At 49.0% G+C, this 21,397-nt stretch carries 14 protein-coding genes and 1 pseudogene; 13 read left to right on the top strand and 2 right to left on the bottom strand.

Annotated features, from left to right (window positions below; all coding sequences use genetic code 11):
- Position 1: 1 nt before the first annotated feature.
- A complete protein-coding gene (locus NW211_RS06395) occupies positions 2-169 on the bottom strand; it encodes a hypothetical protein (RefSeq protein WP_022384503.1) in 168 nt (55 codons plus the stop codon).
- A gap of 12 nt (positions 170-181) precedes the next feature.
- Positions 182-376 carry a hypothetical protein gene (locus NW211_RS06390; RefSeq protein WP_087250977.1) on the bottom strand — a complete coding sequence of 65 codons (195 nt, stop codon included), beginning with the start codon at positions 374-376 and terminating at the stop codon, positions 182-184.
- A gap of 710 nt (positions 377-1,086) precedes the next feature.
- Here NW211_RS06390 and NW211_RS06385 point away from each other — a divergent pair.
- The 13 genes and pseudogenes from NW211_RS06385 to NW211_RS06325 all read left to right on the top strand — a co-directional run bounded on the left by NW211_RS06385 (position 1,087) and on the right by NW211_RS06325 (position 21,392).
- Complete coding sequence (locus NW211_RS06385) at positions 1,087-1,290, top strand: helix-turn-helix transcriptional regulator (protein ID WP_022384501.1); 204 nt, start codon at positions 1,087-1,089, stop codon at positions 1,288-1,290.
- Between the two features lie 5 nt (positions 1,291-1,295).
- Complete coding sequence (locus tag NW211_RS06380; protein ID WP_249093420.1) at positions 1,296-1,928, top strand: BrxA family protein; 633 nt, start codon at positions 1,296-1,298, stop codon at positions 1,926-1,928.
- The gene (locus NW211_RS06375) at positions 1,925-2,533 is read left to right on the top strand and encodes a DUF1788 domain-containing protein (RefSeq protein ID WP_258327306.1); all 609 of its coding nucleotides are present in this window, start codon (positions 1,925-1,927) and stop codon (positions 2,531-2,533) included. Before NW211_RS06380 ends, NW211_RS06375 begins: the two co-directional genes overlap by 4 nt.
- A 10-nt stretch (positions 2,534-2,543) precedes the next feature.
- Entirely contained in the window at positions 2,544-6,197 is a 3,654-nt protein-coding gene (gene brxC, locus NW211_RS06370) for a BREX system P-loop protein BrxC (RefSeq protein ID WP_258327305.1), read from the top strand.
- Between the two features lie 2 nt (positions 6,198-6,199).
- Entirely contained in the window at positions 6,200-9,769 is a 3,570-nt protein-coding gene (gene pglX / locus NW211_RS06365) for a BREX-1 system adenine-specific DNA-methyltransferase PglX (protein ID WP_258327304.1), read from the top strand.
- Between the two features lie 12 nt (positions 9,770-9,781).
- On the top strand, positions 9,782-11,731 hold the full coding sequence (locus NW211_RS06360; protein WP_125105111.1) for an SIR2 family protein: 1,950 nt from the start codon (positions 9,782-9,784) through the stop codon (positions 11,729-11,731).
- A 2-nt stretch (positions 11,732-11,733) separates the two neighbouring features.
- Positions 11,734-13,335: an RNA-binding domain-containing protein gene (locus NW211_RS06355; RefSeq protein ID WP_204430313.1), complete on the top strand. Its 1,602-nt coding sequence runs from the start codon at positions 11,734-11,736 to the stop codon at positions 13,333-13,335.
- Between the two features lie 44 nt (positions 13,336-13,379).
- Positions 13,380-15,896, top strand: coding sequence for a BREX-1 system phosphatase PglZ type A (pglZ, locus tag NW211_RS06350; RefSeq protein ID WP_258327302.1), 2,517 nt, complete (start codon positions 13,380-13,382; stop codon positions 15,894-15,896).
- Complete coding sequence (gene brxL / locus NW211_RS06345; RefSeq protein ID WP_343212122.1) at positions 15,893-17,980, top strand: BREX system Lon protease-like protein BrxL; 2,088 nt, start codon at positions 15,893-15,895, stop codon at positions 17,978-17,980. The genes pglZ and brxL overlap by 4 nt, the downstream gene beginning before the upstream one ends.
- A gap of 6 nt (positions 17,981-17,986) precedes the next feature.
- Positions 17,987-18,376 (top strand): annotated as a pseudogene (locus NW211_RS06340) (hypothetical protein); the annotation flags it as partial.
- Positions 18,377-19,525, top strand: a complete 1,149-nt coding sequence (locus tag NW211_RS14135) for an NADAR family protein (protein ID WP_309249700.1) — start codon at positions 18,377-18,379, stop codon at positions 19,523-19,525.
- A 12-nt stretch (positions 19,526-19,537) separates the two neighbouring features.
- A complete protein-coding gene (locus NW211_RS06330; protein WP_172774769.1) occupies positions 19,538-20,260 on the top strand; it encodes a radical SAM protein in 723 nt (240 codons plus the stop codon).
- Positions 20,244-21,392 (top strand): HIRAN domain-containing protein, encoded by a 1,149-nt coding sequence (locus NW211_RS06325; protein ID WP_164511762.1) that lies wholly within the window; start codon positions 20,244-20,246, stop codon positions 21,390-21,392. Before NW211_RS06330 ends, NW211_RS06325 begins: the two co-directional genes overlap by 17 nt.
- The last annotated feature ends 5 nt before the right edge of the window (positions 21,393-21,397 follow it).

Below are 21,397 nucleotides of genomic sequence, written 5' to 3'. Positions count from 1 at the left end.
ATCAGTCAAATTCTATTTCGTCGTCATACACTTCTATTTCCGCTCCGCTGCTGAACTGCACGATAAAGCCTTTTGCAGTCCTGCCCACAATCGTTCCGCGATGGTAGCCACGCCACGGTGTGACCAGTTCGCATTGCTGCCCGTATTCGGGAAAATCTGTTTCATACATAATTGAAAAGTTTTAGATGGTTGCTTGATAGTAAATTCTCAGTTCAGCGGAAACATTGTAGATGTAGCTGCCACAACGTACCAACAGGCAGTCCTTGCCGTAGTACAGCCGTTTCATGCCCCTGACGCTTCCGCTTTTGTGGAAGTTGGGAAAGCGGTCTATGCCTACTCTCCGGCCTTGCTCGATAGTCATTCTTCTTGTCCGCATAAATCCTTGTTTTTAAGAGTTGGTGAAATCTGATACTTTTCCCTTTTGTGAAACTCTTTTGAGCTTCTTGGTCGGGAAGATCGTTTTTACGTGCAAACAGCCACTGCGGACACAAGGGAGAATAAGGCAAGCATGAGGCCGGAGAGTGCGGACGGAATACCCCAATTTTGGAGGAATGAGAAAATTTGCGGAAGGCTTCCGTCAAGCCCTCCAGCCGAAAGCCCATGGCGGTGCTTGACATTTCTCCCGTCCGCAGTAGTTTTGCACGGTAAAACGTACCCGGCTAAGATGCCCAAAGGTGGCTAAGAAAAACTCCATAAAGCAAGTCCTATTCATAGGATAGCATCCCTGTCCAATCTGTTTTCCAAATACCGTTGCCATTGTGAGAGCCTGCGAAATGGAATGTAGTGGAGTCTTGCAGGCTCTCTCTATAGCAACGGATTGGGACACCCAAACCGTTGTAAATTCCTGTCAGACGAACTTGCTTGGTGTCATTGACACGGAGTAAGTCGGATGGCTTTATTCATAAGACAGAAGAAGTCCGCAAAATGTTATTGACTGCAGTTTCGGGAAAAGAAACAAGAAGTAGCGAGTGATAGATAATTGACGAAATTAGCATTTTCTTGATTGATTCAGATGTTTCTTTCCAATATTAGAATGTTCTTGTAGTAACTTTATTATCTTTGTAGCCATATACATACTGATGCAATATGGAAAATAAAGACTTAAATCGGTTGAAGGTGGTGCTTGCCGAAAAAAAACGTACCAATAAATGGCTGGCAGAGCAGTTAGGCAAAGACCCGGCAACCATTTCAAAGTGGTGTACCAACAGTGCACAACCCAACTTGGAAACCCTCATCGAGATTGCCAAATGCCTCGGTGTGACAGTAAATGATTTAATACGCCAGGAATGATTTGTATGCAAAAGAACAATAGTCCATATACTTCCCTGACGGGATGCACGTTTCTCTATTATGAGTTCAAACGCATCCTTCCCGTCCTAATGAGTGCGGATGCTGAAAGGCTGTTGAAGGAAGAGGTTGAAAACAACCAGATCCTTCAAGTCAATTCCCGCACCTCGCGCCAGCGTTTTGCTGTGGAATTCAAGCGGCGTTATGCAGCCGTACCGGCACAATTCTGGAGAGAATGGCAGCATTGGAGCGAAGCAGGGCAAAGGGCTGGCCTGTTTTATGCCATCCTGAAAGCCTATAAGCTCGTATTTGACTTTCATGTCAATGTGGCCATGAAGAAGTGGAACTCCATTGACCATAAGCTCACGGCTGACGACATACAGATGGAGTTCAACGAAATCTCCGCGCACGATGCTTTTGTGGACGGCTGGTCAGCTGCCACGAAAAAGAAATGTGCCAGCTGCTATCTGACCATCCTGCGGCAGACCGGACTGCTGCAGGAGAAAACGGACGAGCTGACTCCGGTCAGGCCCTGTCCGGAAGAATCGGCTTATTACATCCATACGGGCGAGGAATGGTTTCTGGAAGCCTGTTTCCTTTATCCGTATGAGATTAACGAAATCAAATCCCATTTGCCATGAAGAGAATGACCGTAGACGAGTTGTATGAGTATCTTTGTTCGCCGCTGTTCCTCGATGAAAAGAGCGGCAACATCTTCTACAACTATTACATATACCAGTATCCTGCCAGCCAGGAATACGAGATGCGCCGGCAGATACAGGAGTTCAAGCAGAAGCTGGAGCGTCCCACCAACTTTGTCAACGCCCTAGTGCTTGACTTGTTCCGTGTGTTCTGCGAGTATCTCCAAAATGAGAAGTTCGGCGATACGTCGTTGCTGGAAGACACGTTCGAGGGCGACAAACTCCATCCCGACATGGTGACCACGGAACTGACTTCGGAGGCGAATTCCGACAACTTCATCCGCTTTGTGCGCGATAAGATTGAAGCCCACATGGCTCTGAACGACGGCTACAACAAGCCTTACGTGTTCATCCACGGCATCGGCAAGATGTTCCCTTACCTGCGTACCAACGTGTTTCTCACCCGGTACGAGAAATACAATGATACCTCGCGGTATAAGATTATCCTCTTCTATCCGGGACATCAGGAGGGAAATTCCTTCAGTCTGTTCGACATACTGGAGGATTCCCATACCTACCGTGCCATCTTATTAGTCAACAAATAACGCTTCCGATATGAAATTCAAAGAACTATATTCAAAAGGTCTCGATCGCAAAGTGAATCCGGCTGTGTCGGCATCCGACCTCAGTGAAGATACCGTGATGACTGAAATCGTGGAATACGTGTTCACCGAAGAAATCGTCATCAACCTCTATGACATTCTGGTCAATATCCGCCAGAACCAAGGCAGCCACGTAGGCATTTGGATTAACGGCTATTTCGGTACGGGTAAGTCCCACTTCCTGAAATATGTCAGCTACTGCCTCAATGCCCATTACAGCGAAATGGCTTTCATGCGTCTGGAAGAAGCCATCGAGGAAATCATGCGCAATTCCAATGGCATGACCAAGCTCGACGACCACGGCGTTTCCCTTTCTGAAATCCAGGCGTTGAAGAAATGGTATTCCACGCAGGCCGATGTGCAGATGGTGATGTTCAACATCGGCGACGTACACGATGCCAACGCCAACCAGGCCCAGGCATTCACCACTATCTTCTGGAACCAGTTCAACGCGCAGCGTGGCTACAATTCGTTCAACCTCGCTTTGGCGCAGTATCTGGAAAAGGCGTTGGACGATGACGGCAAGTTCGGCGAGTTCAAGGATTATCTGAAATCCAAAGGTTATGATTGGGAACGTAACATCTCACGTTTTGCCGCCGGGCGGTTAGACCTGGCCTTGCAGATGGCCAAGGAGGTAGACCCCACGCTGGCCACCGACGTCATCCGCACTAAGATTTTGAACAACGACATCAACGTATCTGTGGAATCGTTTGCGGCGGAGATGAAGGAATATATTGACGCCAAGCACAACCGCAACTTCCGCTTGCTCTTCTTTGTCGATGAGGTGAGCCAGTTCATTGGCGAGCACCGCGACCTCCTGCTACAACTCCAATCGCTGGTCAAGCGGTTGGAAGAAGTCTGCGAGTCGCGGGTATGGATAGCCTGCACCGCCCAACAGACACTGGAAGAGGTGGTGAGCCACGTGGGCGGCAGCACCACCAACCCGGAGGATGAGGTCGGAAAGATTCTCGGACGTTTCGAGGTACGCGCTTCCCTGCAAGGCACTTCGCCGGAATATATCACGCAGAAGCGTATCCTCGACAAGAAAGGCGAAGCGGAAGTGATGCTGGCCGACATGTATGCGAAGGACAAGGCCAAGCTCGACGCGCAGTTTGTCCTGCCCAGCACCTACAAGACCTATCGCGACAAGGACAACTTCGTGGCTTACTATCCGTTCGTACCCTATCAGTTCCAGCTCATCAAGAAGGTGCTCGATTCCTTCGAGACCATGAACTATGTGGACAAGCAGGTGAAGGGCAACGAGCGTTCGCTCATAAACATTACCTATTCCATCGCCCGTGAGACGCAGGACATGGAGGTGGGCGAGTTCATCCCGTTCGACAAGTTCTTTGGCGCGATGGTACAAGGCTCCATGCAGCACTTGGGACAGCGGGCTTTCGAGAACGCACGCCAGGCACTCGATGTCATCGAGGACGAGAAGAAACAGGCGTTCTATCGCCGCGTGGTCTACATCCTCTTCATGATATGCAACCTGAAGGAGGAGGACAAGCAGCAGTTCTCCGCCACCATCGACAATGTGGTCACCCTGCTCATGTCGAAAATGGATGCCAGCAAGGCGGCCATCAAGCAGGAAGTGTCTGCCGTCCTGGCCTATCTCATCGACAAGGCCGTCATCCGGAAGGTGAAGACCGACGCAGGTAGCGAAATCTACGAGTTCTTTACCGAGGAAGAGTCGAAGGTGGCCCAGATTATCAAGAACCAGCAGGTGGACAGCAACACCTACAGCGACGAGCTGCGCAATATCTTCTTCGCCCATTTCGGCAATCCGTCCAACAAGGAGCAGTTCGCCACCCGTTCCTTCACGGTGGGCATCAGCATCGACGGACGGAATTACCTCAGTAATAATGCGGACATCCAAGTGGACTTCGTGACAACGGCCAGCACGGACAACCCCGACCAGTATGCCTTCAGCCTGAACAACAGTCCGCAAGGCACCCACTTGGTGTTCTTCCTTTACCCGTTGTTCAAGGAGAACCAGGAACTCCGCGCCAATTTCCTTTACTACTGCCGGGTGCAACGGTTCGCCCAAGAGCCTGCCATCAGCGAGGAACGCCAGCGCACCAAGGAAATCTTCAAGCAACGTGCCAAGGAACTTTACGAAAAGGAAATCAAACCCCAGTTCCAGCAGATGCTCGACACCTGTCCCGTCATCTCCTGCGCCAATGCCCTCTCTCCTTCCGAGACGGGAACGGCACGGAAGGCTGAGCGTTACAAAACCCTCCTGGCTCGACACATGGAGACGCTTTATCCATTCGCCAAGCTCGCAGACAATCGGGAAGTGCCACGCACCAACCCCGAACTGTCAGCCAAGATACTCCGCCCGATAGATCCGGGTCTGCTTGTGACTCCCACTGCGGCGGAAGAGAAGGTGAAGAACTGGCTCGACCGCCAGCCGCACGATGTCACTGTGGCCGATACCTTGCGCCAGTTTGCCCGTGTACCTTACGGCTGGAGCGATTTCGCCACCATTTATTTCTTGAACGAGCTGGTGCGCCGCCATCTCTATGCCTACAACTACATGGGCAACCCCAACGTGAGCCGTGAGGACACGGCCCGGAACATTGTACGCGATGCCGCGAAGTTCACCGTCGAACGGGCCAAGGCCATCTCGCAGGAACTGCTCAACGCATTCATCGAGGCGTGGAAGCACATCTTCAACGTGGTCTCCGTGAAGGGCAGCAACGACAGCACGGAGCTGTTCCGGGCTTGCAAGGAGACCGATGACAGTGCGCTCAACCAGCTATTGAAGAACTATCGCGACCTTTCACGTAAAATCGACGGATGCCCCTTCGCGCATACCATCGACGAGGCCATTATGCTGATGGAGCAATGGCTCACGGTGCGCGACCCTCAAAAGTTCTTCGAGACCATCATTGCCGCCCGTGACGAAGCCGCCTGTCTGTTCGACCGCTGCAAGAGCATCAACATGTTCTACGGCGAGCAGTTCGACCGCTACAACGGGGTACGCAAATTCATTGATGACAACCGCGACAACTTCGACTTTCTTCCTGCTGAGGGACAAGAGGCTGTCGCCGCTCTGCGTGCCATCTGTACCGATGAAGAACCTTGGACGAAGATGCCTGCCTACATTAAGATGAGGAAGGCCATAGAGGCACAGCTGCAGCAGAAACGCAAGGAATTGGTGGAAACCGTCACCGCCCGCTACAACGCCGTGTTCGACGAACTGGAGAAGTATGCCGGAGAGATGCACGTGAGCCGCGACAAGTTCGCTCGTCGCGACACCACCATTTCCCTGAATACGGGCACTAACAACTTCTATGCCCTGCAGGCCAATGCCGATACGTCGTCTTTCTACGAGGAACAGATGCACCGCATCAATGCCGCCATTCCTTCGAAGCCCTATACGCCTCCGACACCGCCTGACAATGGGGGCGGCTCGGTACACGATGACGGCGGACAACCAGCACCTCCACAGCCCAGGCCGCGTGTGCGGAAGATTGTCCGTCTGAATACGCATACCACCGAACCGATGCACACCGAGGCCGATGTAGACCGCTACTTGCAGTCGCTCAAGGCGCAACTGATGCGGTATATCAATGATGACAACGATATCATAGTAAGCTAAGTATGGAAACGAACAAACTGAAACGCTTCGCAACCGAAGCACGCAATATATTGATGCAGGGTGTGGCACATCGCTTCACCGCCCTCGGCTTCCAACCGGACGGCACACCCGTGGAAGAGCCGCAACTGTTGGGCGGCGGCGCCACCTTCATGGGCGACACCGTGACGGAAGATTTCTACCACAAGTGGCAGTCACTGGCCGCCGCCATCCGTCGGCACGGACTGAAGGACGTGGTGGAGGAAGCTGCCTATACGTGGTTTAACCGCCTGATGGCCATCCGCATCATGACCAAGAACGGACTGATACCGCCTGTACTCCAATACGAAAGTCCCGGTGTCTACGTGCCGCTCATCGTGAGCGAGGCACGGCAGGGACGCTTGCCGCAGATGAACGAGGAGGAGCGGAGCCGCCTGATGCCGCTGCTCGACGATGACAGTCGGACGACGGAACAGTTCAGCCTGCTCATCGTGGCCTTCTGTCATGCCACGCCCATCCTCCACCGCTGCTTCGGCCATATCGCCGACTACACCGAGCTGCTGTTGCCGGCCAATATTCTGGCCGAGGGCGGTTTTGTAGACCTCATCAACCACACGGATTTTATCGCCGAGGAGGATTACCGCTCCAGCGAACTTATCGGCTGGCTCTACCAGTTCTACATCGCCGAGAAGAAGGACGAGGTGTTTGCCGCGAAGGGGAAATTCACCGCCAGCGAGATTCCTGCCGCCACGCAGATATTCACGCCGAATTGGATTGTGAAGTATATGGTGCAGAACACCGTGGGACGCATCTATTTGGACAACAATCCCTACGAGACGGAAGCAGCGCAGGACTGGAAATATCTGGTGAATCCCTCCGAGCCTACCCCGGACGACCGCATCCTCCGTTACGGCGACCTGACCGACCTGCGCCTGGCCGACCTGGCCTGTGGTTCCGGCCACATCCTGGGAGAGATGTTCGACATGCTTTATACCTTATATATCAATGAGGGCTACAGCCGCCGCGAGGCCATAGAAAATATCTTCCGCCGCAACCTGACGGGCGTCGACATCGACACCCGCGCCAAGCAGTTAGCACAGTTCGCCCTGCTGTTGAAGGCTTGCCAGCGCGATGCCTCCTTTGCCGACTGCCATTGCATGCCGCGTGTGCTGGACATGCCGCAGCCTTATCCCGATAAGGAGCATCTGACCCGTGCGTTGGCCGACTATATAATGACGGACAACGGCGAGGCCATTGCGGAACTGGCCGATGCTGTATGCTTGATGGACGAGGCGGACAACTTGGGCAGCATCATGAAGTTCGGCCTCTCGGAGCGCACACGCAACATCCTTGCTGTCCGCACGGAGGAGTACGAACAGCAAACGATGCCCGGTGAGAGTGTAAGTGGCTTGCTGCCCTACATGCGCATCATCCTGGCATTGACGGAACGGTATCACGCTTTGGTGATGAATCCCCCCTATATGGGTGGTGGCAATATGAATGCCGTGCTCTCTAATTATGTGAAGAAGAACTACCCGGAAGGCAAAGCCGATTTAGCTACTGTCTTTGTGGAAAGGATGCCGCAACTCTTGCAGAAGAACGGACGGTATAGCTTTATCATACCGCCATCGTGGATGTTTCTCAGTACGTTTGAAGGCTTGAGAAAACAAATCATAGAACATCAAACGATTGACTCGCTTCTGCATCTTAGTCGAGGTGTATTTGGGGCTGACTTTGGCGCATCATCGGCTGTGATAGTCAATGCAGAGAGCAAGGAGACATACGGTACGTATTTCCGATTGATTGAACGCACATTCCAAGAGTTCGACCAACAACACCTTCGTATGCTCTTTGAGCAGACATTGGCAGACCATGACTTTAAGTACAACTTTAAGGAATATACAAAAGATGTTACTTCTCTGCCTTATTCAGAAGAAGGTAACCGTATCTGCTACCCCCACGTCTCCCAACAGAACTTCGAGAAGATTCCAGGATGCCCGATTGGGTATTGGGTGAGTGAGAAGATGATTGAGGCATTTTACCAAGGGACAATCTCTGATTTTGCTAATCCTTGCAAGGGCATTGATACAGGCGAAAATGAATATTTTTTACGATTATGGCAAGAAGTAAGTTTAAATAACATTGATGTGAATGATGGGTTAGGAAGGTGGGTTCCCTATAATAAAGGCGGTGCATTTAGAAGATGGTATGGAAATAGAGAATATTTATTACGTTGGAATGGCTCTGATACTGAATTATCTTCTCGTTTAACATGGAAAATTAAAAAGCCAACTTTACGCAATAGAAATAAGTGGTTTAAGGAGTCTTTTACATGGAACTCTATTTCGTCAGGTATATTCTCTTCACGGTATAGCCCTAAAGGTGCCTTATTCGACAATGGAGGAAGTTCACTATTTGCAAATAATAATCTTTTGGCTATAGGGGGATTTATAAATTCGGTTGTTGCAAAAAAGTATTTTGTACTTTTAGCACCTACTATAAATTATCAACCTGGTGATGTTGGAAACTTACCTTTAGCAAAGGCGGTGCTAAACAATAAACAAATTGGGAATATTGTAAGTACCAACATCTCCATCTCCAAGCAAGACTGGGACGCTCACGAAACCTCTTGGGACTTCCAAGAGAACGAACTTGTCCGCCTCAGCAAGGAGCAGGGCGAAGGTTCGCACCGCCTGTCCGACCTGATGGATGCCTATCGGGAGCATTGGACGGAGCAGTTCCTTCAGCTTCATGCCAACGAGGAGGAGCTGAACCGCCAGTTTATCGAGATATACGGCCTGGAGGATGAACTGACGCCCGACGTGCCGCTGGAGGAAATCACCATCCTGCAACAAGGAGAGATATACATTGAGAACGGGCAAATTGTATGGCAAAATGATGTTATCGTGAAACAGCTTATCAGCTATGCCGTAGGCTGTATGCTGGGCCGCTATCGTCTTGACAAGCCCGGTTTGCACATAGCCCATCCTGAACCTACAGCTGAAGAAATAGCTGCTTATACCTTCAACGGGAAGCAATGGAGCATTGACGAGGACGGCATTTTGCCGTTGATGCCCAGCGATACAGACTTTGCAGATAATGCCACGGTGATGTTCAAGCGTTGGCTCGTGGTGGCCTTCGGCGAAGATACCTTGGTGGACAATCTCAACTGTGTAGAAGCCGCCTTAGGCAAGAGCCTTGACGACTATTTCGTGAAAGACTTCTGGAAAGACCACAAAAAGATGTACCAGAACCGCCCTATATACTGGCTGTTCTCTTCAAAGAAAGGTGCTTTCCAATGCTTGGCCTACATGCACCGCATGAACGCCTACACAGCAGAGCGCATACGCACGAAATACCTCCTTCCTCACATCGAGTGGCTGGTGCAGCAGCAAACAGAGATGGAAGCCAATGCCGCCAACCTCAATACCCGTGAGCGCAAGCAGTTAGACAGTATCACACGGCAGCTTGCAGAGTGCCGCGAGTATCACGACCGCCTGCACACCGTGGCCGATGAGCAGATAGCTTTCGACTTGGACGATGGTGTGGTGGTGAACTATGCCAAGTTCGGAGATGTGTTGGCGAAATTGAAATAAATAGGAAAAAGTATGTTTGAAGAGCTTATCTCATTAGTTAGACGCGAACAAGTATCGCTATTTATAGGCGCTGGTTTCTCTAAGGAAGCCGGTGCCCCATCTGTTTGGGATCTCCAAAAGTCTATTTTAGAAAGAATTTACGATACAGAAAAAAGAAAATCCCATGAAAATGATAGTCTTGCTGATTTATCAAACTTTTTTGTTAATGAAATCCATTTAGGCAGTAGGAATCCGCTGATGAGGATATTGAGAAAGGCTTTTGATTTTGAGCCTACATGTATGGATGACCATAATTTGTTAGCAAAGATTCCACACTTTAGAAGAATCTTTACTACAAATTATGACACCCTACTAGAAGATTCTTATGCAAAGAATGATGTTTGCGTGGTCAGAAATGATGCTGATTGTGCTTATATGAATAAGCCTTTTACCGTTGTAAAAGTCCATGGAGATTTTACAGATCCTGATTCGGTAGTTATTACTTCCGATGACTATAAACAGTTTTTTACTGCCAGTAAAAATCCGATAATGTGGGATTTGGTAAAGACTGAGTTTGCAACAAAGAATATTCTATTTATTGGATATAGCCTTGAAGACAATAACATACTTGACATAATCCAAAAGGTTTCAGATGCACAAGGAAACAATCAAAATGAAATGTTTTTAATTGCTCCAGGCATTTCACCAGAAAAGCAGGAAAAGCTGAAAGAATTGAAGGTGCATTATTTTGATGCCGTAGCCAATGTTTTTTTGACGCAACTTATAGAGGAGTTGAAAGAGCATATTACTGAGGACTTCAAAAATAAATATATTTCCGGAGAAACTTGCACACGATTCTTAAAATCCTATCAGATTCTTCCCACAGTTCAAACTCCTGTTCAAGGAAATAATGCTATAAAAAATGTAGAATCGACAACCGAAAAGCCGTTGCTACATCAAATACAGATGTCTGTTAAGGCTGAAATTGGTGAAAAACTGAAAAATCTCGATTTTGAAAAGGATGGAGAACTTGTATCGAATCAATTCTTCCCACAAAGACCTTGTTTTAGAATTGCGGGAGAAAATCTACTGAAATGTCAACACCTTGTTAATGGCGTAGTCCTCACAAGTGATATTAAAGAAATTCTTGTTTCTCCTGTTGAAAAAAAATTTGATTTAACTTTCCAAATTCCATCGAGAGACTTTCTTGAAACAGTTACGGCAAAGGTTTATCTTTTGAACGATAAAGCGATAAGATTCTATGTTGATTGCGACGTTTATTTTATGAGAATAGAACTTCATGTTTTTCAAGAAGGTTCTCCTGCAACAGTTACATTTAATTTTGACTTCAAGAAACAATATAAGAATAACGATAATGCTATAAAGTGGATAGAGGTGCCATGTGCTTTATTTGCAAATGAAGCTTTTATTATTCAAGAGCTTTCAAAATTTCCATTAAATTTAACAAGTCCACTACAAAGTCTTGAGGATAATAATTATGAATGTTTTAAACGGTATTACAAAGATATAAAACGAATAGAACTGGCTATCGGAAAAAAATTCAAAGTCTATAATGAATGTACCGAACAAAGTTGGCGGATTGCAGCATACATATGTTCATATCTGTACCGAGAACCCATAAATGTTCGTTGTGATGATAAAGATGGACTCAATTTTTCTACGAAAACAGAAAAAGGAGGAGAACTTATTGAATCATTCAAAGTAAATGACCATATTTCTATTGTAACAACAGACGAAAGGGTATTTAAGTATGAATTGAATAATCGAACCTTTAATATTCCATTTGGATATAGAATACTTAATTCTTGCCAAATTACAAATATTCAAAAAGAAGAGAATGGTCTAATTTTTATAGAGTTTCACTACGATAGACCAACATTTTTGTTACTACTTTCAGGAAAATCTATGTCTGAAGAGTTCCCAGACATGAAACCATTGGATGCAATAATTAAAATGAATTGATTATGACAACAGAAGATATACTACGGCTCAGAGACCTCGGTGAAATAAGCAAGGTGCAGTTCAAGGAACGCATCTTGGACAAATATGACATAGGCTGCGAACTAGTTGCTATGAGTAATTATCGCGGAGGTCAGCTTGTAATTGGCATCAATGACAAGACAGGGGAATTTAACCCCTTGTCGTATGCTGAGGTGCAAGAAACGACCAACATGCTCGGCAATATCGCTTCGGAAAATGTCGTTCCAAGCATCTTGCTCGATATTGACACGGCTCAAGTGGAAGGCGGCAGCGTGGTGGTGGCTACCATCAAAGAGGGAAACAACAAGCCTTACCACGACAATAAAGGCATAGTCTGGATAAAGAACGGTGCAGACAAGCGCAAGGTGTTTGATAATGCTGAACTGGCGGAGATGATGTCCGAATGTGGCAGTTTCGCTCCGGACGAAGCGGTGGTGAAAGATGCTACGCTGGACGACTTGGATGAAGACACTCTCAAAGTATTCCTGCAAAACCGCTTTTCCATTGTATTGGAAAAGAAAGGTCTGGTCGGCGACGCTTTCCATGAGGCTTCTCTTGACGACATAGCCAATGCCATTGCCAAGGGACATGACCTGAACAAACTGATGCGTAATTTGCGATTTATTCGTCCGGACGGAAGTCTGACCGTAGCCGCCATGCTGCTGTTCGGTAAATACACCCAGCGTTGGCTGCCGGTCATGACGGCTAAGTGCATCAGTTTTGTCGGGAACCATATAGGCGGCAAGCAATTCCGTGACAAAGTGAACGATGCGGATATGGAGGGAAACCTGCTGCATCAGTTTGAAACCATCATGGCTTTCTTTACCCGGAATCTTAAAAACGTACAGGTGGAGAAAGAATTTAATTCGTTGGGCAGGCTCGAAATTCCTTATAGCAGCCTGGTTGAGTTTGTGGTCAATGCCCTTGTTCACCGCTCTCTGAACTGGAATGCACCTATCCGTATATTCATTTTTGACAACCGGGTGGAGATACACAGTCCCGGCATCCTGCCCAACGGCTTGCAAGTGGAAGACATAACCAACGGCACCTCCATGCCCCGTAACAATTTCCTTTTCAACAATGCCATCTATCTCCTGCCTTATACGGGAGCTGGTACGGGTATCCAGCGTGCCTTGGAAGATGGACTGCAAGTAGAGTTCAAGAATGACGAAAGGACACATGAGTTTTTGATTACGATAAAAAGGAATCCTAATTTAGAGGCGGACTCTGACACTATCCTTAGCAGAAACGAGGCTACCCCTGACACTATTCCCGGCAAAAACGAGACTACCCCTGACACTTTTGATGTGACCCCTGACACTCGCCCTGGCAAAAATGAGGCTACCCCTGACACTTTTGGTGTGACCCCTGACACTCGCCGGATGAAACTCACTCCCAAGCAAAAGGATGTGGTCAATTATTGCAACGTACCTCGTAGTAGTCGTGAAATACTTGAAAGAGCCGGGGTAAGTTATCATAGCAAGAATATCCAAACTTATATTACGGACTTGGTTGAAGCAGGGTATTTGGAAAGAACAATACCAGAAAGACCTTCCGACATGAACCAAAAATACCGGAAGAAATGAGCGCGATAGACAAAATATACAATTACTTTGATAGAGAGCCTGACTTGAAAGTCCTCTTTATCTTTAATGACGAGTTCCTGGCCGACGAGCTTCGCGAGGTGCAGTGGAAGGAAGGCTACCGCTTTGTGGACTTCCAGGGGGATTGGTTCACTGTGAAGTACAATCTGGACAACGCCTGGGCCGATGACCGGGTGGTGTTATACTTCCATCAGGAGTCCCCTTTGCAAAAGAAATCGTTGAGGGAGAATTTTCCGCTGCTCGACGTGCTGACGGCCAATATGGAATACAAAAGCCAAGATTATACCGCTTTTATGCAACAGTACGGATTACCCGACACGGACAAGCCGATGATGCGCTTTGTGGAAAGGAACATCATGGCGTTGCAGTCGGAAAGGATGCTGCGCCTGTTCGCCCCCTATTACCAGGACCGGAGCATCACGACCGACAAGCTGGTCCGAGGATTCATCAGCAGCTACATGGGCGTGCAGCGCATCCTGGAATGGGATGCTATCCTTTTGCGCGTCATCTTGTTGGGACGGGACGCGGAGCAACAGAAGCGGACGGACTTCTTCGTGAAGCTGCGCAAATGCAAGGATGCAGTCGAAGCCTTGGGACGGAAGCTGGCAGACATTTTCGGCACAACCATCGATGACAATACGGAAGAAAAAGTGGCTGATGTGGTGAAGGTGTTGAAATACAACGCTATCGTGCAGAATCTTGCCCCCGTGGCAGCGGATAACTATAAGCAATGGCGCATAGACAACACCCTTGCCCTGCAACAGATGAACCGCCTCTTGGAACTGGCACTCAGTCAGGAAAAGACGGCGGACGCGCTGTTGGAGGTGATGGACGAACTGGGCGATGCCGTCCGCGATGATGAACTGATACGCTGGTACGGAACGGACGCCAACTACTATTTCGTGCCGCCACGCCTCTGCCAGCCCATCGTGGCCGGACTGCTCAAGGATAAGATGGAAACCGAGCCGGAGGCGGTCATCAGACGGATAGAAGACCTGATGCTGAAGCTGAACGGACGCGGCATGACGGCAGCGGCCATGGACTATTGCCTGACCGTGGCGCAATACTACCAGAAAGCATTGGCACTCGGCTCGCTCACGCTCAACACGCCCAACGAATACGTGATGCGCTATCAGGAGGATTATTACGTGTTGGACCAGCTTTACCGGCAGGCCACCGAACAGTATTTCAAGGTGGACCCTTCGTGCGGATTGTTCCCCGACATCCAGCAGGCCAAGCACAGTCTTGACCTGCATTACAGCAAGCTCAACAACCGCATGAATCAGGAATGGACTCGCTGCATTCAGGAAACCGGAGGCATGGGCGGAGTACACCTGTCCCGTCAGCAAGATTTCTATGAGAAGCGCATCCGGCCCATGCAGAAGAAAGTGGCCGTCATCGTGAGCGACGCCCTGCGCTACGAGGTGGCGCAAGAACTGATAGGCGAACTGGCCCGGTCCAAGCATGTCGCCACGCTGAAAGCCATGCTGGCCATGCTGCCCACGGAGACCAAATACGGCAAACCGGCGCTTTTACCCCACCGGGAGCTGAAACTCTATGGACAAGAGGACAGTCAGAATATGTCAGTAGACGACCATATACTGAGCACCACCGAAAAACGCTCGGAACACTTGCAAAGATACAAGGACGGAGCCATCTGTGTTCCGTTTGAAACCGTAGCGGAATACAACCAACAGAAGAACCGCGAGATATTCAAACATCCGTTGGTGTATATCTTCCACGACACGATAGACAAGGCCGGACACGACGGTACGGCCAAGCAAGTGACGCAGGCATGCCGGGAAGCCATCAACGAACTGGCCACGATGATTCCCAAAATCCTCGCAAGCTACAACGTCACGGAAGTGTATGTCACCAGCGACCACGGTTTCCTGTTCAATGACATCGACTTTGCGGAAAAAGACAAGCACAAGATAGAAGAGGAAACCATTGAGCGCAGCACCCGTTACTATCTGACCCGCTCGGATGCCGAAGCCACGGGGATGGTGAAGTTTCCGCTCAGTGAAGTGTCGGGTATCTTGAACGGAAGCGATATGTATGTGGCCGTGCCGCAGGGAACGAATCGCTTGGCGGCACCTTCCGGGGGATATATGTTCACGCATGGCGGAGCTTCCATGCAGGAACTAATCATACCTATTATAATATGTCATCAGGAGCGCGATGACAACAAACAGCCTGTGGGGGTGATGGTGCTCGACCGCAAACTGTCCATCCAGGCATCCCGGCTGCGCTTCAAGCTGTTGCAGACGGAGGCTGTTTCCATGGACATGAAGGAAAGATACATCCGCGTGGCCTTGTATCACAACGACGAGCCGGTCACACCTGTCAAGGATATCCTGCTGGACAAGACCGACCCGTCGCTGGACAACCGGAAGATTCAGGTGGACCTGACCTTGAACCGGAACGTGGACGCCAAGGTGCTCCAACTGAAAGTGTTTGACGCAGCGGACGACCTGAATCCGCTCATCAAAGAGAATGTGACGAACAATACCTTAATTGAAAACGATTTTGACTTTGAATGATGGAACTGCAGCAAAAGATATTGGATGCCTTCATCGGCAAGGTGGTGCGGAAGGACCTGGCTTTCCTCGTGAAAGGCGGACTGCCGGTGCCTACCTACGTGTTGGAGTATCTGCTGGGACAGTATTGCGCCAGCGATGACGAGGAAATCATCAACGACGGACTGGAGAAAGTCAAGCAGGTGATCCGGAACAACTATGTGCATCGTGCGGAGGCGGAAAGCATCAAAGGCGTCATCCGCGAACATGGCAAGCACAGGGTGATAGACAAGGTGACCGTCACCCTCAACGAGCGGAGTGATGAGTACAACGCCACCTTCGCCAATCTAGGTCTGTCGGGAGTGCCCATCGGGACGGAATATGTCCGCAAAAACCCCAAGCTGCTGTCGGGCAACGGCGTGTGGTGCATTGTCACCATCGGTTATGTGTCAGGCGAAGAGGTCAAGGTACGTTGGGAGATACAGAACCTGAAACCCATACAGATTTCCCACATCGACCTGGAAGAATACATCGAGCAACGCCGGAACTTCACCACAGAGGAATGGCTGGACTTCCTGATGCACACGGTCGGCCTGAACCCGGAGGTGATGAACCGCCGCGAGAAATTCATCACGCTGGCACGGCTGCTGCCTCATGTGGAGAACAATTACAACTTCGTGGAGCTGGGACCCAAAGGCACGGGCAAGAGCCACGTGTTCCAGGAACTGTCGCCCTACGGTGTGCTGGTCAGCGGAGGTGATGTAACCTCTGCCCGGCTGTTTGTCAAGATGCAGGGCAACAAGGAGATATTGGGACTGGTGGGCTACTGGGACGTGGTAGCATGGGACGAATTTGAGCAGCAGAAAGGCCGCAACGTGGATGCCGTGCTGATAGACACCATGCAGAACTACCTGGCCAACAAGTCGTTCAATCGGGGCAAGGGAACGCATGAAGCCAGCGCATCGATGGTGTTCGTGGGAAACACCAAGCACACCGTGCCGTATATGCTGAAAAACTCACACCTGTTTGAGTCCATTCCCACGTCTTTCATCAAAGGAGCCTTCCTCGACCGCATCCACTTGTATAATCCCGGATGGGAAATCAGGATTCTGAAGAAGAACAGCTTTTCAACCGGATACGGGCTGATAACGGACTACATAGCCGCCGTGCTGCACGAGTTGCGGAATGACGACCGCACATCGGCACTGAAGGAGTACGCCCGATTTGACGGCTCGCTGTCCGAACGCGACCATCTGGCCATCCGCAAGACCTTTTCCGGATTCAGCAAGTTGCTCTATCCCGACGGACGGATGACCGATGAGGAGGCACGGGAAATCATCGACTTTGCCACCGAGGGACGCAAGCGTGTGAAGGACCAGCTGTATGCCATTGACGAGACGTTCAATGCCGAGCCGGCCAAGTTTGTCTACACCTGGCTGCCTACGGGAGAAACCGTGAAAGTGGAAACGCTGGAGGGTCTGGAGTTTGGTCCTCAAAATACCCCGGACCAAAATCAAGACGACACTCATCCGTCTTCGGAGCAAGAGGAAAGCACGGAGGAAGCTGCATCCGAAACCTCATCCGCTGCCGTCAAGGGAAAACGTCCTCGCATCCCCGCTTTGGCTTCCAAGGTAATCACCGTCCGCGAGAACCAGGGAGGCATTACCTATAAGGGGCTGTTTGGCGACTATCTGCGCACGGCCAAGGAAATCTGGCTGACCGACCCGTTTATTCGACAACCCTACCAGATAGACAACTTGGTGGACTTTATCCAGATGGTACGCGACGTGACATCCGTGCAGGACACCATCAAGATTCACCTAAGTACACAGAACGAGGACGATGAGAAGGTGGCGGAAGTAATAGACAGCTTCAACGACCTGGCCGATGAACTGCTGCCCCTGGGCATTGAGTTCACCTACGACTTCAAGGCCGACCACGACCGCATGATACAGACCGACACGGGATGGACCATCACTTTGGGGCGCGGACTGGACATCTATGAAAAGTTCGGCCGTTTCTCCCTAAGTCGGGCCAACCAGCAGAACCGCCGTTGCAAGGCATTCAATGTGTCCATCAACCATACCCAAAACGAAACCAATAATTGAACAAATATGGAATACTTCAGACCCACATATACACCAGAAAGAATCACGAACCTAAGGGCGAATGAGATTTTTGTATTCGGAAGTAATCTGCAAGGAATGCACGGTGGAGGAGCGGCACGTATGGCATACGAAAAGTTCGGTGCCATCTGGGGCAATGGTGTAGGGTTGCAAGGTCAATGCTATGCCATACCGACCATGCAAGGTGGCGTGGAAACCATTCGCCCCTATGTGGATGAGTTCATTGCTTTTGCCAAGGAACACAAGGAACTGACTTTTCTGGTGACTCCCATTGGTTGCGGAATAGCCGGATTCAAGGCGGAGGACATCGCTCCCTTGTTCAAAGAAGCGATAGTGGAAGAAAACATTGTGTTGCCGGAATCGTTTGAGGAGGTAATCATGCAAAGCCGTCCGTTAAGCAAGGCCGCTATTGACGTGTTGGCAAAGCGGATGCAAGCAAAGAACCCCTATTCCGTAGGTACGCTTTCTCACGGTATCTGGGAACATCAGCACTATTTTGAACTGTTGTGGGGCAGTTATGACCATTATGATTGGCACGAACACTTTGAAAAGTATGGTCTGTGCGAAGACTTTGAAAGAGGAGTGGTACTTACTGATGACCTCATGCACCAACCGGTCAATAAAGAATGGGTGTTCGGAATGTATATGTCGGCCGAGTTTCCACCACAGAAGCTGATGCTGCTGGAACAGTGCCATTATTATAAAGGAGAGCGATTATGTCCTTTTCGTTCACAGATGAAGGGCATGTTGTTTAATTATGAAAGATGCTGGGTGAAGTTCAATCTATTTCCACAAGACCATCCTCACATAGAAGAGGATTTGGATTATTACAAACATTGCGGACTTGCCGACTTATGCCCGGATGACGGTGTGCCCATGTCGATGAAAGCCCTGTTGCTTAACCGCTGGCTTCATTGGGGAGGTGATTTCGCGAATTTGGATAGTTTCAGGGAATGGTACCGCACTTTAGACTATACGAATGTGAATGGAGGATTAAGGAAAGAAGACCTCTATGATATTTCCAATCCGGATTTCTTGTTCTTTTGGGGACATCACGGCAAGCCGGGTGAAACGACCAAAGCCTGTCTCAGCCAATGGTTCCCTTGCAGGTTTACCGTAAATGGTATCCATTACAACTGTGCGGAACAGTTCATGATGGCAGAAAAGGCACGAATCATGGGCGATGAAGATACAAGAAAAAGAATCTTGGCATCTACAGATCCGAAAGAGATTAAGGCATTAGGTAGAGAAGTGCGGAATTTTGACGAATACAAATGGCAAAAGCATCGTATGGAAATTGTCATTACCGGCAATCTGCACAAATTCATGGATAATGAAGAGCTGAAAGTCTTTCTGCTTGGCACAAGAGATAAGATATTGGTGGAAGCCAGCCCCTACGATACAGTTTGGGGGATTGGCATGAAAGAAGATGACCCAGACTGCAGGAACCCCCGTTCATGGAAAGGAGAAAACCTGCTTGGGTTCGCATTGATGGATGTGAGAGAAAAACTCAATAAGATAAAATAAGTAGCATTCACTATGAAATCATCGGACAAGCATCAAGCGTTTCGTCTGGCTCACATCTTTGCCATAGACCGTCTACGGATGGGAACGGACGGCCATGGAATCACTACGTTGGTTTGTTTCATGGGTTGTCCGCTTCGGTGTGCCTACTGTCTGAACAACCGCTGTCATGAGGAAATCTATTCGTATGGCAACAATGGCCTTTCGTTGAAAAAAGAAATCATACAATTGGATGTCAATGAACTTTATGACCGTGTGAAGGTAGACGACCTTTACTTTCAGGCAACGGGAGGTGGCATCTGTTTTGGGGGCGGCGAGCCGACCCGATACGCCAGTTTCATAGAGGAATTTCGTCGGATATGCGGTAATGTCTGGAAAATCACATTGGAAACCTCACTTTACTGTCCTGAAGACACCATCCGACAACTCGCACCGATAGTAGACCATTGGATAGTGGATATAAAGGACATCAACCATGTCATCTACGAACGATATACCGGGCAACCGAGCTGTATCCGTGACCACTCACTGAGCGTACTGCTCCAGACCTGCCGGGTGAAGGATATCACCGTGAAAGTCCCCCTTATTCCTGGTTATAATACGGATAAGGATGTGGACTACAGCCTTGATGAACTGGAAAGAATGGGGTTTACGAATTTTGAATGTGTACGCTACCTTCAAAGAGAATCAAAATATCACCCTCAAACAAAAGGACTGCAACATGAACGGAAAGGATAAATGCAATTTGCTCAGAGAAATCCGAAAGCGGATAGCCACGCAGTATGGATTGACCTATCAGCCAGCAGAATGCCGCCACGAAGGGGATTGCGCTGGCACATGCCCCAAATGTGACACTGAACTGCAAGACCTGCAAAGGCAATTAAAGGAGAAAGGTATTGAAAATATTGAACTTGACCGACAGATGAAGGAGATGGTTGACACCTTCAATCCGGGCGGTGATACGGACAATGACCTCATTGCCCTACAAGGTGATGTTGCCCCACCCGAATACAATGACAAAATAGAAATTACAGAAGGTATGCCTGTACCGCTTCCTGAAGGAATGTCCAATTTTCCCGAACCCAAAAAGAAAAGGGCGTTTTTCAAGGAATGTGCTGTTGCCGGCTGGAACTTCCATCATCCGGAAGACTTTTGGGATGAGCTGTATGAAGGTGCGGAGCTAGTCTTGATTCGCGAGCGCGCCAATAAGCATGACCGCAATGCGGTGGCCGTGGCATTAGCCGATGATATGGAAGGTGATACGGAAAATTTTGACTTTGATTGCATCATCGGCTATGTACCACGAAAGGAAAACGAAATGGTGGCGAAAATGATGGATATGGGATGGGGTGACGCCTTTACTGCGGAACTTACCACTGTCAAGGATAATGGAACTTACGATGAACGCTTACGTATGACCATCTATATTAAAAGCAAGATAGAGAGTACGGAAAGTTGGTATGTACAAAAGATGGATAACAGTTCCTGCCAAAACCTTTTGGAATTTCTTTATCAAGATGGTATCACACATTTCCGTTGGGGTGGTTTCCCTCCTTGGGAAAGAGATTTACCCCGAAAAGGTGACAAGGTGGTATTCATTCACCAATGTGGAGCGGATGCTGAACTCTACCTGATGCACACAATTGCCATAGGCGAGGATGCCATGCTTTTCTTGGAGAATCCGGAAGAGGAGCTGAACATGGTTGATGATTGCGCCCCGTATGTACTGACGTTGGTCAAAGGGCCGATTATAGTTGACTTGCAGGAACTAAACTTCTTGAGCAACTGTAAAATCGGTTCTTGCCAACCGGAAGAAGAACTGTCTGAAGATTGTATTGCCAAATTAAAAGATTTATTCTTCAAAAAATAACGCCT

Origin of the sequence: Barnesiella sp. ET7 (assembly GCF_024733785.1) — a bacterium.
In the GTDB taxonomy this organism is placed as follows: Bacteria; Bacteroidota; Bacteroidia; order Bacteroidales; family Barnesiellaceae; genus Barnesiella; species Barnesiella merdigallinarum.
Note: the sequence above shows the minus strand (reverse complement) of the source record. Positions and strands in the feature narration are given on the sequence as shown.